Origin of the sequence: Chitinophaga sp. (assembly GCF_035538455.1) — a bacterium.
Lineage (GTDB): Bacteria > Bacteroidota > Bacteroidia > Chitinophagales > Chitinophagaceae > Chitinophaga.
Map to the genome: position 1 here is coordinate 36,061 of NZ_DATLKJ010000031.1, position 15,785 is coordinate 51,845.

9 protein-coding genes are annotated in these 15,785 nt (G+C 49.4%); 3 read left to right on the forward strand and 6 right to left on the reverse strand.

All coding sequences use genetic code 11. The features are described from left to right. Positions 1-116: 116 nt before the first annotated feature. Complete coding sequence (locus VM802_RS03095; protein ID WP_325527862.1) at positions 117-3,002, forward strand: TonB-dependent receptor; 2,886 nt, start codon at positions 117-119, stop codon at positions 3,000-3,002. Between the two features lie 89 nt (positions 3,003-3,091). Here the strand turns inward: VM802_RS03095 and VM802_RS03100 are convergent, their stop codons facing one another. The 4 genes from VM802_RS03100 to ychF form a co-directional block, all read right to left on the reverse strand. Beyond that, the gene (locus tag VM802_RS03100; protein ID WP_325527864.1) at positions 3,092-4,639 is read right to left on the reverse strand and encodes a reverse transcriptase family protein; all 1,548 of its coding nucleotides are present in this window, start codon (positions 4,637-4,639) and stop codon (positions 3,092-3,094) included. A gap of 419 nt (positions 4,640-5,058) precedes the next feature. Further along, a complete protein-coding gene (locus tag VM802_RS03105; RefSeq protein WP_325527866.1) occupies positions 5,059-6,726 on the reverse strand; it encodes an SWIM zinc finger family protein in 1,668 nt (555 codons plus the stop codon). 70 nt (positions 6,727-6,796) lie between these two features. Continuing rightward, entirely contained in the window at positions 6,797-10,117 is a 3,321-nt protein-coding gene (locus VM802_RS03110; protein ID WP_325527868.1) for a HEAT repeat domain-containing protein, read from the reverse strand. A gap of 211 nt (positions 10,118-10,328) precedes the next feature. Beyond that, positions 10,329-11,432 (reverse strand): redox-regulated ATPase YchF, encoded by a 1,104-nt coding sequence (gene ychF, locus VM802_RS03115; RefSeq protein WP_325527870.1) that lies wholly within the window; start codon positions 11,430-11,432, stop codon positions 10,329-10,331. Positions 11,433-11,500: 68 nt separating this feature from the next. On the opposite strand from ychF, the gene VM802_RS03120 reads away from it, so the two are divergent. Further along, positions 11,501-12,733 (forward strand): spore maturation protein, encoded by a 1,233-nt coding sequence (locus VM802_RS03120; protein WP_325527872.1) that lies wholly within the window; start codon positions 11,501-11,503, stop codon positions 12,731-12,733. 34 nt (positions 12,734-12,767) lie between these two features. Next, entirely contained in the window at positions 12,768-14,009 is a 1,242-nt protein-coding gene (locus tag VM802_RS03125) for a YeiH family protein (protein ID WP_325527874.1), read from the forward strand. Between the two features lie 122 nt (positions 14,010-14,131). Here the strand turns inward: VM802_RS03125 and VM802_RS03130 are convergent, their stop codons facing one another. Together VM802_RS03130 and VM802_RS03135 are read right to left on the reverse strand one after the other, a co-directional pair. Then, positions 14,132-15,541: a SusD/RagB family nutrient-binding outer membrane lipoprotein gene (locus VM802_RS03130; protein WP_325527877.1), complete on the reverse strand. Its 1,410-nt coding sequence runs from the start codon at positions 15,539-15,541 to the stop codon at positions 14,132-14,134. A gap of 11 nt (positions 15,542-15,552) precedes the next feature. Further along, a partial coding sequence (locus VM802_RS03135; protein ID WP_325527879.1) for a hypothetical protein occupies positions 15,553-15,785 on the reverse strand: 233 nt, incomplete at its 5' end.

The following is a 15,785-nucleotide window of genomic DNA, read 5'->3' on the forward strand; positions in this document are numbered from 1 at the left end:
CCCGCTAAACGCTGATTATTTATTCTACATACCCACTTGTCCCTTCTTACTCTTTTGTATTACTATTTTTCCTATATTGAGACTAACCAATCTAAATCCATAAACATCCACTGCGTATGAAATGTAATTTTATTCGAGCCTGGTTGGGCTGTGTGTTGTTGTTATTATCCCTTCCCCTGATAATTACAGCGCAAAAACCTGCACCTTTAAGTGGTACTGTCACAGACAAAGCTACAGGGCGTGGTATGCCCGGTGTTACTGTTAGCGTAAAAGGTGCAACAGCCGGTACCATCACCGGTAGCAGCGGAGGTTTCCAGATCAGGACCTCGCACGCGTTTCCCCTGACATTAGTATTCTCCTATGTAGGCTACAAAACAGAAGAGAAAGAAATCAGCAGCAGCGCTGCCAACATTACGGTAGACCTGTCTTCCACTGAAATCCTGGGCCAGGAAGTCGTGGTGGCAGCCAGCCGCGTGCAGGAGAGCATCCTGCAATCGCCGGTATCCATTGAAAAACTGGACGCCCGCGCAATCAAGGCTTCACCAGCGCCCACCTTCTATGACGCCCTCGCCAATCTCAAAGGTGTGGAAATGAGCACCCAGAGCCTCACCTTCAAATCCGTGAACACACGCGGATTCAACAGCAACGGCAACACCCGCATGCTGCAACTGAATGATGGTATGGATAACCAGGCCCCCGGTCTTAACTTCGCCGTGGGCAACATGGTGGGTATCCCTGAACTCGACCTCGACAACGTAGAGCTCATACCTGGCGCAGCTTCTGCCCTGTACGGCCCAAACGCCCTCAATGGCATCATGCTCATGACCAGCAAAAACCCTTTCCAGTACCAGGGCCTGAGTGCACAAGTGAAAACCGGCTTCCTCAACGACAAAGGACGCACCAGCACCACTACCGGCTTCTACGATGTTTCCGTACGCTTTGCGCATGCCTTCAACAACAAATGGGCTTTCAAAGTAAACCTCGGCTATATCAAAGCTGACGACTGGCAGGCTTATGATAAGCGCGACCAGAGCCTCGCCAATGGCCACACCCTGCAGGACGGTACCAGAGCCAACAACGAAGGTTATAACGGTGTGAATACATACGGAGATGAAAATACCGTGAACATGTACTCCACCCTCGCCGGACAAGCAGCTGATCCTGCCTCCCCGCTGGCACAACAGCTCGCAGCATTGTCCGCACGGTTTGGAGGTACCATCACCCCCACCCAACTCCTGAACGGCGCGCTTCCTGCACAAAACATGTCTAACATTACCCGCACCGGCTACAATGAATCCGATGTGGTAGACTATAATACCAAGAACCTGAAACTCAATGCAGCATTGCATTATAAAATCACCGAAAACCTGGAAGCATTGATCCAGGGAAGCTATGGTTCCGGAACAACCGTATATACAGGCGCTGACCGCTACTCCCTCAAAGACTTCAACATGGGTCAATACAAAGTGGAGCTGAAAAGTCCTGACTTCTACGTAAGATTATACACCACACAGGAAAGATCCGGCGACAGCTACGCCGGCGGTACACTGGCCTCCGGTATCAATGAAGCCTGGAAGACCAGCCAGAACTGGTACAAAGACTACTTCACCACGTATATCGGCTCCGCATTGCCCACATTTGCCCAGGCCTATGGTGCGGGTCTCGGCCAGGGACAAACGCCTGCTGCTGCCCTCCTGGCTGCACAAAATGCCGCCAATGTACAACGCGGTACCTTCAACTCTGCCGCCCGCAATAAAGCCGATGAAGGTCGCTTCCTGCCCGGTACACCCGAGTTCAATGCAGCCGCAGATAATATAAAGAGTAAACCCATTCCCGGCGACGCTAAAGGCGTTGGCGCCAAATTCACCGATAAAACAAACCTCTACCAGGCTGAATTCATGTACAACTTCCACAACCTCGTGAAGTTTGCTGAAATACTGGTTGGTGGCAACTATCGCCTCTATACCCTCAACTCCGAGAAAACACTCTTCGCAGTGGATGATAATGGCAAAGAGTTCCGCATCAACGAATACGGCGGCTATGTACAGGTCATGAAAAAACTGGCGCAAGACCACCTCAAGCTGACTGGCTCTATCCGTTACGACAAAAACGTAAACTTCAAAGGCCAGTTCAGCCCCAGACTCTCTGCTGTATACACCTTCCTCGAAACACAAAACATCCGCGCCTCCTTCCAGACAGGCTTCAGGATACCGCATAACCAGGATCAGTATATCGACCTCCTCACCCCGCAGGCACGCCTTATCGGTGGATTACCTTTCCTCCGTGAACGCTATGGCCTCGATAAAGGCCCCGTATACTCACTGCAATCTGTACAGGCCGGAAGCCCCAAACAATACACCTTCCGCGAGTTCCAACCGGAAAGAATACAGGCTTATGAATTAGGTTATAAAGGCCTGGTAGCAAAACGACTGCTGATAGATGCATATATCTATAAGAACGACTTCAAGAACATGAACGGCGTACAGGTGCTGATACAGCCTACTGCCGGCGGCGGCCGTAATGTGTTCTCTATTCCCGTGAGTGCAGAAGAAACCGTGAAGTCATGGGGATGGGCACTGGGACTCGATTATAGCCTGCCGCTCAACTTCATTGCAGGAGGTAGTATTTCCTATAACGAATTACTGAATGAAAAAGACCTCGGTAGCTTCCTCGTAATGTATAATACGCCGAAGGTACGTTACAACCTGAATGCAGGCAATCGCAACATCGCAAATTCTAATATAGCCGTTAACGTTACCTGGAGATGGCAGGACTCCTTCATATGGCAGTCTTCCTTTGTTGGCCCGGCTGTAAATGTGTCTAAACAGGCTGAAATACCTTCCTACGGCACACTCGACGCCATGGTGAGCAAGTTCTTCCCCAAAGCTAAGACCACCGTTAAGCTGGGAGGCACCAACATCCTGAACAAAGCATATACACAGTCATGGGGTAACCCAACTGTAGGCGCTTTGTGGTATGTGTCTCTTGGATATAACCTGTAATTTCCCGCAAAGGCACAAAGAAAGCAAAGAGCGCGAAGGATATCCTTCGCGCTCTTTGCTTTCTTTGTGCCCTTGCGGGAAAAACCACCTTACAACACTTCCCACCATTGCTTTCCCGGTGTGCCCGGCTGTTCAGGTGATCGCTGAGTAATAGTAGTATCGTTTTGTGGAATAGTAGCTGCCGGGTTGGGCGCAGGCGTTTTGGCCGCTTCGCCTGTCCAGAGACTGCGGGCCTCCGCTTTTATATCTTCTCTTTGCAACAGCGCTGCCAGCGTAGCTTTCAGCTTGGCCCCAAGTTCCGGTTTTACCATATATACAAAGTTGGCATAACCTTCCATACTGCTGATGATATTCCCTTTGCCCCATTTCTTGCCGGCAAGACCGGTTTTAGAAACCTGGTGCAGCAAGGCACGGAACTTTCTCAGTGTATCCCGGTCTATGCTGAGCTTCTCATTCACCACGATGCCTGTTACTTCGTGCTTGTCGCCCTTGCGCATCACTTTCAGCTTATCGGGATGAATTGTAAAGCCTTCCTCCTTCACCACCTGCTTTACCGCCCATAACACCTGTCCTGCTTTATCAGTGCCGGGGCCCTTTACAGAGAAGGTCATGTCGTCTGCATACCTCGTATAGACATAGCCGTACTTTTGGGCAAGTCCTTCAAAACGCTTATCCAGCTTGTAACAGATCAGGTTGGTGATAGCCGGGCTGGTAGGCGCACCCTGCGGAAGGAAGCGGGTAGTTTTGGCCACGTAGTACTTTTTATTATCCAGTGTGATCTCATCCACTTCAGGTTCTGTACAGATCAGTGCCAGGATAGTAGCCACCTGCTCGCTGTAACCGAGCCTGCAGAATAATCCTTTCACTCTTTTATAAGCCACAGTAGGGAAGAAATCACGCAGATCGATATTGATAACCAGGTCCTGGCCTACATGCGGTGCAGCATTGGTAACAATGGATTTTCCGGGCACAAAGCCGTGGGCTGCACCGTTGTTACCGATCTTATAGAGTATGTTTTCCAGTATCCAGTGCTGTGCGGCTTTCAGCTGAGGCATCGGTGCGGAGATCACGCGAACGCCGCCGGATTTCTTCGGAATACTGAAACGCTGATAGTGCGACTGGCCACTCACTTTGCGATTGAAAGCGAGGTAACGTAGTTTGCCCAACGTAATACCCATTGCATTCGCTAATGCAACACCATCGTGCCATACGGGCAGATTATGTTTGGCAAGGGCTGCTTCGTCGGAAATAGTTTTATTCAGCCCGGCAGAAACCCCTTCACCGAGATATACAATGCTGGCTTGTTGCTGCTGCGCCCATGCTTCCGCCCTTTCCTTTCTTTTTTCTTCATTACGCTTCTTGGTCTCCGCCCTCTTCTCTTTGGCACGGGCCATACGCTCTTTACGCATGTCCGCCAGCATCTTCTCTTTATTGCGGTATTTCTGTCTTTCGGCAATGAGGTCATTCAGCTCACGACGTAGCTCTCCTTCCTTGCGGATAAGCGTTTCCGGGGGAGACGGCTGAACAGTATTCCTTGCCCAGAAACCCAGGCGCACCATTTCCTCAAGGATATATTCCTCTTTGGAAGATGCACGTATTCTATCGTAAAGTTGTTGACGGGTTAAGCCTTCTGCCATAATATTGGCTTTTATTTTTTTAGATGAATAGGTAAAAATAAAAGTGGCTGAAGCAGCTGAAGCGGAGGTCAAATTGGTCCGGCTTTGAATCGGCTGCGGTAGCCTTTGCCTGACCCGGTAATAACAGGATTTTATAAAGAGGAAAGAGACTTCGTGCAAACCATTGACTAAATCAATCAACTCCAGGGAGGGGCGTACCTAGTATGAATTTCAGCCCCAGGGGCTCGTACCGTAAATTCGTACTAGGTACGCCCCTCCCAAAGTAAAGATTGCATTTAGTGAAGCATGTATAGTCAGAATACCTGAATGACGAAACATCATTCGTCCCTTTTACGGGCGCAAGTGCAATCAATTCCTCTTTATAAAGATCTTGTTATGAATGAGCCGGCAAATTAGAAAATATTTCCAGATAATAAAATTTATTTAGCGGAATTATTTTCTTCTTGAATACTTTCTGCATGCGCCATACGCAACGCCAGCATATGTTCGCACGGTCCTTTGTATAATTTGTTGGTACCGTAAAAGCTACAGTCACAATGCGCTTCACGCAGTCTTTCATCACCGTCAGTCACAATAACGGGATGGTATACACGATGCGCGCCTTTCACATCTCCTTTCAGTTGTAACCCAACGCCGGGGATCTGCTGTTCTGTGAAAGTAATGCCCTTCTTCTGCACCAACGCATTTGCCTCTTCTTCGCGCGGATTGGCAAAGCGTAAGGTGTCCAGCGGCAGGGGTTCACGGCTTAGTTCCCGCAAACGGTACATACCGGTATGCAGATCAAAGATCACTCTCCCGGCCTGCGTATAGATGCCCAAAGCGCCCAGCACAGTTGCTTTGTCAAGCCCTGTAGCAGCCGCAATAGCCTCAGGCTTCGCCAGCCACTTTGATTTCAGCTCAGCAAATACTTGCTGCCTGGCATTATCATCTACAATGGCACGCGGCGCCATCAGATCAAACTGGCCTGCACGTGACCAGTCGTTGGCTGTCCAACCCGAAAGACCAAGCGTAAACTGCATATCGCCGAGATCCGCCACATAAAAAGATGGCAGACCATTACCTGTAAGATGCACAGTGAATTTTCTGGCAATGGGAATCAGTCTTTCCAGTATCAGCATCCTTCTCCTACCCCATATCCTGATCTCTCTGCGCTGCGCTCCCTTATATAACGATCTCGCACAGACGATTTCGTGATTCCACGGCTCAAATACTGCACGAACAGGCATTCCCGGCTCCAGTATAAACCGGATCGATCTTGGCCCCTCCTTCTCTTTGAACCGCCGCAACCACAAACAGAAATTATATACATCCATCGGATGCAGATCGAATGTAGCCGCAGGTAATGTCATCGCAGAACTAACCTGCAGAAACCCGCGCACCCAGCTATCCGGCAGATCTATCTTCACCTCATGATACAACTCTTCCTGTGACGTCTGCACCTGAAACCCTCCCGGGTCTACTTTGAAATCCGTCTCCTTATAATCCCTTATCTTCTGGAACTCGTTATACAATGCAGCCGAATAATCAATGTTGGTAGTGCCGCACTGGAACTCATTCACTTCTTTGAACACATTGTAGCTGGCGCTCAGCTTACCGTAGGTAGACTCATCCTGGCTGAAACATTCAAAGAACATTTCATCCGGATGCACCGTAATCACAGGGTCCAGCACGAACCAGGCATCACGGTCCTTCTGATAGAGAAAATCAAAATAGTTCTTACGCGCCTTGTAAAACGGCCCCATCACCCTGTCCTTCTCCTGTGATATGGTTGACAGCTCATCCTGGATTGTTTTAATCCGGTGGTCAGCCGCGCCTTTATCATAATGGCTCATATGTTCCGCCAGCCATACTGCTTCCTGCTGGGCAGCCCATTCCTTGTACGCGGTTTTGTCTTTGGGTTTAAAACGCAGGTCAGACACCACCACATCGTGCAGGGCCGAGATGGCTTCACGGAAAGCGATCTTCTTATGGAGCCGGCCTACAAAAAATGTGGGATCACGATGGGTATCCGGTGCAAACGATATTCCGGCAGAGGTAGCATTACTGTACACCTGTGAATTACCGCTATATCTGTAGTTAAATAACATAAAATGAATTTTCAGATTTTGGGATTACATGATTTTGGAATTTAAATCTCAATATCACAAAATCAATAAATCACAAAATATTTGATCTTACAGCTGTTTCATGAATGATAATAGGCAGTTCCACATCATACTGCTGCCTGATATTACGCATGATCTCAATACAACGGGCCTTATCCGCAATGGATACCGTTGCTGAAATATGTGCAATGATCTCGCCGATATAATGCGCGGCAGCAGGGGATTTCAGCGCCTCCTTCTCCAGGAAGCTGAAGATCCTCTCCTTCGCAACACGCGCTTTGTTCACCCTGCTGAGCACAGAGCGGAAGTAATGTTCAAGCTGTTGCAGGAACTCAAGGTTACCGGCGGCATAGTTCTCTAGGTAGCTGGTCGCAAACACCTGCATATTCACACTGGGATGTTGACTGAGCTTCAACAGATAGGTAGCTCCGTCAGCCTCTCTGAAAAAGCGCATCAGCATCTCCCGGCCAAAAGCCTGTATATCAGGCCGCACACTGTCGGCAATCGCTACCAATGTTTCAGGGCTCCAGTCATTGTCGGTAAATTGTGTGCGGAAAAATTCCTTCGCAAAGAGGCGTGTATCATCCCATTTTGCATCCAGCAGGCCGATGGCAGCATCGCGCTCATAACGGATGCGGGCTACGTTCTTATTATAGAAGCCCTGGCACCACGCTCTCACTACCTGCAATTCATGACTGCCAGCAGCGATCACTTGCTTAAGGGTAAGCGCTTCCGCAGGGATATAGCGCTCCAGCACCACCACGCCAAACTCCTGTGCACTCCGGTAGTTGGAGTACAGCAAACGCAGGGCTGTAGCAGTATCCACATCATGCAGATAGCCCACCAGTTCATGACTGAGCATAGCGGCAATATCCTGATGAATACCTTCAGCTGTTTCCTTGCGCATCAGCCTTGGTACCAGTTCATTCACGAAATACACCGCCAGCCTGTTATCTCGCTGTACCAGTTCTTGTACAAGCGCGCGCATTTCTTTTCGTACATCCGTATACGTTGCCACAACAAATTCCAGCAGCAACTCCGCACGTTTCAGCAATTCTTCCGGTGCAATGGCATGCAGCACTTTTATACCAGCGGCCCTGACCGGTGCATATTCATCGTTGAGCAGGTTGCGCAACACACCATCAGACAACTCATTGAAATCAAAGCGTCCCTGCTTCATCAGCAGCAGGCGTGCGGCAAATGCATGATTGGCCGCCACCGGGCTTTGCAGCAGTTTTTCAATGACCGCTACCGTTGTTTCGGCCAACACATCACCGATATGTCGCTCCAGGATCAGGCAGGCATCATTGAGATTATCATTACCTTCTGCTGTGGCGCTATCCAGTTCCAGCAGCTCACCGATAGCTTTATCAGCCAGCGCACGGGCACTGTCGGCCGTGATGTAAGATGGATTTAACTGCGCCCGTATAAAATCACGGACATCTTTATAAGGCGAGAAGATCAGGTGCATCAGGAAGTCTACATCGCTGTTACAGCGTGCAGCATGATGCCCTACCCACTCAATACCCTGTTGTCTCGCCTCATCGAGCGGACTCTTAATAAGCGCAAAGAACAGCGGCAAAGACGGATTGGAAGGATCATATTGCTCTCTCGCCAACTCAAGACCAAACAGTGATGGAATCTGAAAAGCATTCTTCAGTAATCCGCCAATGGCATGCTCGTCCAGCTTGGCTTTGATAGCCACATAATCAGGATGCGCCTTCAGCTGTTCCATCGCAAACATATGCACCGCTTCCATCTGACCCTGTATCAGCAACTGAATGAATGCCTGTGGAAGCTTTTGCCAGAGATGCAGGAAAGGTACCTCACTGACAGGTTTCGGCATGGGCCTGTCAGGCTGGTATTCTTTAGGAATACCTGTGGCAGCAGCGTTGGAGGCCTTCTCTCCTCCCAGCCAGCCAAACAGTTTCTTAATGATGTTTCCTTTCTCGGCGGACTTGGTAGCATCCGGATTTGCCTGCAACGTTGTATTGGATGCAGATGCCGGCTCCACAAAATGCCACTCGCGGCTATCTGCTGAAAGTTTCAGGTTGGCCGCGTTGCCCCGCAGAATATAATTCAGGTACACAGCACGCGAGTTGGCAGGGAATTGTTTATACACCGTGGTATAGCGGCCATTGACATAAGCATAGTGGCGCACCTGGTATTCCGTGGTGGCGTCATTCTCCCTGTAATGCAGCAACAATGCGGTTGCCAGCCTTACAAACTGCATATCTTCCAGCTCCCCGGAATTGCGCAGATGACGCAACACACGGGTATGCAGGTAACGTTTTGTTTTATTGGAATACGCCAGGGAACTACCCGGCTTTTTCAGCTCTTTGTTAGGCTTCACATAGGTCTCCAGGTGAGGCACAAATACAGAAGGATGGTATTCTTCTCCATCATAGTTGATCCTCACACCAGGATTCGTGAACATCGCCGCTTCACGCTCAAAACGCAATGCCAGCATGGCCACCGTCCCCTGGTCATCCAGCAGCTCCGCCTGTTTGAAAATATGACGTATATGCCTGAAATAACTGGGACGCAACGGTACCTGCGCGAGAAAATAACTGAGCGCCTGCTTCACCATTACATTACCTGCTGAAAGGATATACAGATCTTCCAGTACCGGGTACTCAGGTTGTACCTGCAACTGCACACGTTCCTGCAACAACTGGTACAATCCCTGCAGATTATTGTGCCGCAGCACCTCCTGGAATACTTCCGGCAGCCGGTTAAAATAAGATTCCGCATAGGCCTTCCCTTCTGCTTCCGGCAATACCATCAGCAAACCATTTGCTGCCAGCATACGCACATGCTGTCCATACGAACTGTTATCTGCATATGAACGCAATACCGGAGCTGCCGCAGGATCTCCGCATTTAGCCAATGCCCATAATGCGGCATAGCGTTGCATGGCATCCCCTCTCTCCACCAGCTTGATCACATAAGGCACTGCTTCCTTTACTTTCAGCTCGCCGGCCTTCCATATAACGCGGGAAGTCTTCCAGCTGGTCTTGTAGGAGTTCTTACCTTCCAGCGCATCCTGCAATCTCCTGAGAATAGCACGGTGCTTTACATCCGCTACCTGCGTAGTATCAACAGGCGTGAAGGAAAGATCCTGCACAGCTTCCTGTTCGCCCAGGTAACCCTTACTGCGTTTCTCTTTCTCGAGTGCATCAAAGATAGTGGTGGCGGCGGCCAGTGCAACGGGGGCCGTTGTCTTGGTTCCTTCCTTGAGGTTACCGGACCGCTTTCCGTATCTGAAGTTAACAAGGTATTGTTCCGGGCCAACTTCACAAAGGTCTATCTCATAAGTCTTATCTGAATTCCCCTCGCGGAAAAACAGCTTTACGTTCCTGACAATTCGCATGAGCTAACGTTAATGAAGGGCTAAACTAATAAAAATAATTGTAGAATTTTAATACAGCATGACCGATTGATGCAGAAAGATATGGGTATTTTTTTCGGGGGAGATATAACAGCGACGGGCCGGAAAGTCCCGGCCCGCCTGTTTGTTGTAACCTTCAACGGTCAGTTACATATATGTCTTCTTAAATTATCTTGTGATATAACGCTAATGGTTATACGTTGAATCTGAAGTGCATCACATCGCCGTCAGCTACGATATACTCTTTACCTTCAATTCTCAAACGGCCGTTGTCCCGGCATGCAGATTCAGAACCATATTTCACGTAGTCATCATAAGAGATCACCTCAGCTTTGATGAATCCTTTCTCAAAATCAGTATGGATCACACTGGCTGCCTGCGGCGCTTTCCAACCTTTGTGGATCGTCCAGGCACGTACTTCCTGTACGCCTGCAGTAAAGTAAGTAATGAGTTCCAGCAGATCGTAAGCAGAGCGGATCAGGCGGTTCAGGCCAGGCTCAGTAAGACCATATTCACCAAGGAACATTTCCTTATCTCCGGGATCCTCCATCTCAGAGATCTGTGCTTCGATGGTGTTGTTCATCACAATCACCTGTGCACGTTCCGCTTTTACGCCTTCCTGTAAAGCCTGGGAGTATTTGTTGCCGGTATGCAGAGAAGCTTCATCCACATTGGCAACATATAACACCGGTTTCTCAGTGAGCAGGAACAGATCTGCAATAGCTACACGCTCCTCCTTGCTGAGTCCCAGCTCGCGGATGTTACGGCCCTGTTCCAGGTGTTGCTGACATCTTTTCAGTACTTCAAACTCTGCTTTTGCTTTGGGGTCACCGCCGGTTTTAGCCATTTTCTCTGTGCGGGCAACCTTACGCTCCACGCTTTCCAGGTCTTTCAACTGCAATTCGGTATCGATGATTTCTTTGTCGCCCACCGGATTGATAGCACCTTCTTCACGAAGGATATTCTCATCTTCGAAGCAACGGATCACATGCACAATAGCATCCACCTCGCGGATATTAGCCAGGAACTTGTTTCCCAGCCCCTCGCCCTTGCTGGCGCCTTTCACAAGACCGGCAATGTCCACGAACTCAATGGTGGTAGGCACTACCCTCTCAGGTTTTACCAGCTCCTCCAGCTTGTACATACGGTGATCTGGTACATCCACCTGTCCTACGTTGGGTTCTATGGTACAGAAACGGTAGTTGCTTGCCTGCGCCTTGGCGCTGTTGCTTACCGCATTAAACAAAGTCGATTTTCCTACATTCGGCAATCCTACAATTCCTACTTGCAAAGCCATTTTTTAAAATTTGCGCAAAGATAGGTTTATTTTAGTTTATTTGTTGCTTGTATCAAACCAAGATTCTAATGGCATTAAACTATGTTTGGCTGGGCTTTTTCCTGATTTCGTTTGTGGTAGCAGTGATCAAATCGGTGTTTTTCCAGGATACTGCCATCTTTGGAGCTGTAATGAACGGCATGCTCACCAGCGCCAAAACCGGAGCAGAGATCTCCCTCGGCCTGGCCGGAGTAATGACGTTGTGGCTGGGACTTATGAAAGTCGGCGAAGCTGCAGGCATGATCACCCGGTTCTCCAGGGCTGTCAATCCGTTCTTCTCCAAACTATTCCCCGAAGTACCCAAAGGACACCCCGCCCTGGGCTCCATGATGATGAACTTCTCCGCCACCCTGCTGGGACTGGACAACGCAGCCACCCCCATGGGGCTCAAAGCCATGAAGGAACTCCAGGAACTGAACGCCACACCCGAAGTTGCCAGCAACTCACAGATCATGTTCCTCGTGCTGAATACGGCAGGACTGATCCTCATCCCTACGTCCATCATCGCGCTCAGGATGTCTGCCGGCGCTGCCAATCCCGCAGATATCTTCATCCCTACCCTTATCTCCGCATTCGTCACCTTTATTATAGGTATGTTTACAGTGGCCGCATTCCAGCGGATCAACCTGTTTAAACTGCCCATCCTCATTTTCCTGGCAAGCTTTGCCGCACTGGTTACGGCGCTGTATTTCTGGGTTACCAATATGCCGCCGGATCAGATCGGTCCCCGCATGTCCACACTCGGCGGCGGTATCATCTTCACCATCGTCATCATCTTTCTCACAGCCGGACTGATTAAAAAGATCAATGTCTACGATGCCTTTATTGAAGGCGCAAAAGAAGGCTTCCAGGTATCTGTCAGGATCATACCCTACCTCGTGGGTATCCTCGTTGCCATTGGCGTATTCCGGACCACCGGCTGCATGGACTACATCATCAACGCCTTCGGAGCCGTCTTCGCCTGGATGGGACTGAATACAGATTTCGTACCCACGTTACCAATAGTACTGATGAAACCCCTCAGTGGCGGCGGCGCCAGAGGACTGATGGTAGAAGTGATGACCCGCTACGGGGCCGACTCCTTCCAGGGCAAACTGGCCTCCGTAATCCAGGGAACCTCCGAAACCACCTTTTACGTACTGGCTGTATATTTCGGGTCCGTTAATATTAAACATACACGTTATGCCCTCGCAGCAGGACTTATAGCAGATTTCCTGGGTATGACCTGCGCTATTTTATTGGGGTATCTTTTCTTTCATTAAGCCTAACCATGCTATTCTATAAGTTATACAACCTATGTTAACAAAAAAACTACATGAAGACTGGATCGCGGTAATCATCGCATTTCTCACCATCGCCCTTGTTGTTACCGGCCTGAAACCGATGTTGCCCAAATACAACTGGGCCAACGGCAGCAGCCTTTGGCAACAGGTGTCCGACGGCGCTAACCTCCTGCACATCGGCGCCCTGTTTCTATGGGTGCTCGGCAGCCTCCTGCTGGCCCGCTTCCTGGCAGGTGACCATAATATAAAAGGCCTCTTCACCGGGCTGCTGGCAATTGTCCTCATCTCCCTGCTGGCCCAGGTGATCACTTCCAACAAAATCATCAAAGGATTCGGTATTGAAGTGGTATTATTCAGCCTCCTGCTGGGACTGTTCGTAAGTAATGTAATCGGCCTCCCGGACTGGATAAAGCCTGCCTTGCAAACAGAGCTTTATATCAAGATCGGCCTCGTGCTGCTGGGTACCAATATCATCTTCGGCGATATACTGGAAGCCGGACTGCTGGGCATTATACAGTCAGTGGTAGTTGTATTCACCGTATGGTATTTCTCATTCTGGCTGTGTAAGATGATAGGGCTGGATGATGAATTCAGAATGATGATCTCCAGCGCAGTATCCATATGCGGCGTATCTGCTGCTATCGCCACCTCCGGCGCCATTGAGGGCGACAATAAAAAACTGTCGCATGTTATTTCACTGGTAATGATCGTAGCCATTCCCATGATGCTGATCATGCCGCATATCGCGCTGTGGGCTGGCATGTCTCCCGCTGTAGCGGGCGCCTGGCTGGGTGGTACCATCGATACTTCCGGCGCAGTAGTAGCCGCAGGTACCAAACTCGGCGACGAAGCACTGAAATATGCTACCATCGTGAAGTTCTCCCAGAACGTACTGCTGGGTATCGCCGCCTTCATCATCTCGCTTTATTGGTCGTACAACAAAAAGAAAGCAAACTACGAGAAGCCGACACTCCGCACAATCTGGGAACGCTTCCCGAAATTTGTGCTGGGCTTCATCGCCGCATCACTGCTCTTCTCTTTCGTACTGCCATCACCGGTAGTTACCGCCACCAAAGGCTCCCTGAAAGAGTTACAGACCTACTGGTTCGCCCTCGCATTCACCTGCATAGGTCTTGAAACCAGATTCACCGACATCTTCAAAGTAGAAAATGGTAAACCCGCACTGGCCTTTATCATTGCACAATTATTCAATATCTTCTTTACATTGATCGTGTCATACCTGGTTTTCAGGTAACAGCGGTCTAAACTGTGATTTTTTTGATTCTGTCTTCACACATCCTCACTCATCTAAATTTTATCTTCACTCATCAGAAAAATCAAAAGAATCAAAAAAATCACAGTCCAGACAATATCCCCTCACAAGCCGTCCCACCAGATCTTATCTGTCATCTTTATATTCGGAACATTAGCGCCATTACGGCTCTTCTCCGAATCAGGATAAGCCACTCTCCTCACAAATGTATCCAGCTGGGCATTTACCGGCATATTGAAATCCTTGTACCGGTAATCAAAGCGGCGGGCATCATTCCAGGTATCAGGATGCAGGAATTGTGCAACATATTTCTCCTTCATGATCAGATCGAGCGTAATCGCACCGGCGCCTACGCCTACAGCGGGGTTCAATAAATAAGCATCTCTCAGGTTAACGGGAACACCGATCTTATCCATACTGGCCGTGATGCCGCGTACATACGCCTGGTAGGCCTGCGCTTTATTGCCGCTGCGGAAGGCTGCTTCAGCCTCTATGAACCGGCATTCAGCATGGGTAGCTACCAGCACCGGTGCGCCGGGCTTAGAATAAAAACCCTTAGTGGAGAGATAGCATTCTTCTTTATTGGTTCCCGTTCCTATCCTGCCGGCGCCGTTAATGGTCCCTCTGTAATCTCCAAACTTGGTGGTATCTGTAATCAGTGGCAAACGCGGATCAAAAACACCAAATGTCTTACCGTTCAATGCATTAACAAAATGGGCACTGAGCCATCCGTCCAATGAAAGGTTTTCATTGTTGACCGCCGCCTGGTTCCACGGACTTAACGCCTGGAAACGTACCAGCTGTGCATCATCTTTATTATCCGTATAGCCGTTGGCGATAGCTGCCAGTACCGCTGCCGGATCATAAGCGGCTTTCCTCGTTAGATGGTTCAGGATACGCCCCTTCACGGTATAAGCTGTTTTAATCCAGGCAGCTGGCTTTCCGCCATGCAACAGATCTTTGCTGGCATCCAGGTTATACTTAGCGTTGGCCTTTCCCAGTTGCGCAATACCGTCATCAAGTAAGCGTACGCAATACGTGAGCAGACTGTCATCAGGCGTATAGGCTGGCTGCAATATGTTCACATCAAAGGCCTGTGTATAAGGCACCTGACCCCAGAGGTCATTCAGCATTTCGAGGTTAATAGCCATCATCACCTCCGCAACGCCAAGATGCTGGGACGCACCGGAAGCGGTTGCCTGCGTCATAAGATCGTGCAGATCAGCCATGTTATGATACAACGCTTTCCAGGTGGCAGAATAATCTGTCACTTCATACGTATCTGTCGCACCATTGGCATTGGGCGAAGCGAGGTACTGCACATAGTAAGAAGTGATATTGCTTACCCGGTAAATATTGTAGGAGGTGTTATAGGTGGAAGATGCCAGCAGGCCATTCAATGGCGGCACCGTCACCTGGTTGGGATTCGTGTTAATATCCAGGTCCTTGCTGCAGCCGGTTGTCACCGTCCAGATCAGTGCAGCTATATATAATATGGTGTGAATCTTTTTCATGATCAGCAGGTTTAAAAGGTAACATTAAGAGACGCCAGAAAACTACGTGTAGTCGGATACGTGAACCCCGCAAATGCATCCACATTGCTGGAAGCATTGAACGAACTGGACTCCGGATCAAACCCGGTATACTTCGTATGCAGCCACAGATTATTTCCTGTCAGTGTGATGGAAGCCGCTGAAATCAGATGTGTGCGCGACAACAATTTTGAAGGAAACAGATAAGAAACGCTCACATTACGGA

Excerpts from the sequence above, each read along its gene's own strand:
- VM802_RS03095 (WP_325527862.1), top strand. The coding sequence starts at position 117 with ATGAAATGTAATTTTATTCGAGCCTGGTTGGGCTGTGTGTTGTTGTTA.
- VM802_RS03100 (WP_325527864.1), bottom strand. The coding sequence starts at position 4,639 with ATGGCAGAAGGCTTAACCCGTCAACAACTTTACGATAGAATACGTGCA.
- VM802_RS03105 (WP_325527866.1), bottom strand. The coding sequence starts at position 6,726 with ATGTTATTTAACTACAGATATAGCGGTAATTCACAGGTGTACAGTAAT.
- VM802_RS03110 (WP_325527868.1), bottom strand. The coding sequence starts at position 10,117 with ATGCGAATTGTCAGGAACGTAAAGCTGTTTTTCCGCGAGGGGAATTCA.
- ychF (WP_325527870.1), bottom strand. The coding sequence starts at position 11,432 with ATGGCTTTGCAAGTAGGAATTGTAGGATTGCCGAATGTAGGAAAATCG.
- VM802_RS03120 (WP_325527872.1), top strand. The coding sequence starts at position 11,501 with ATGGCATTAAACTATGTTTGGCTGGGCTTTTTCCTGATTTCGTTTGTG.
- VM802_RS03125 (WP_325527874.1), top strand. The coding sequence starts at position 12,768 with ATGTTAACAAAAAAACTACATGAAGACTGGATCGCGGTAATCATCGCA.
- VM802_RS03130 (WP_325527877.1), bottom strand. The coding sequence starts at position 15,541 with ATGAAAAAGATTCACACCATATTATATATAGCTGCACTGATCTGGACG.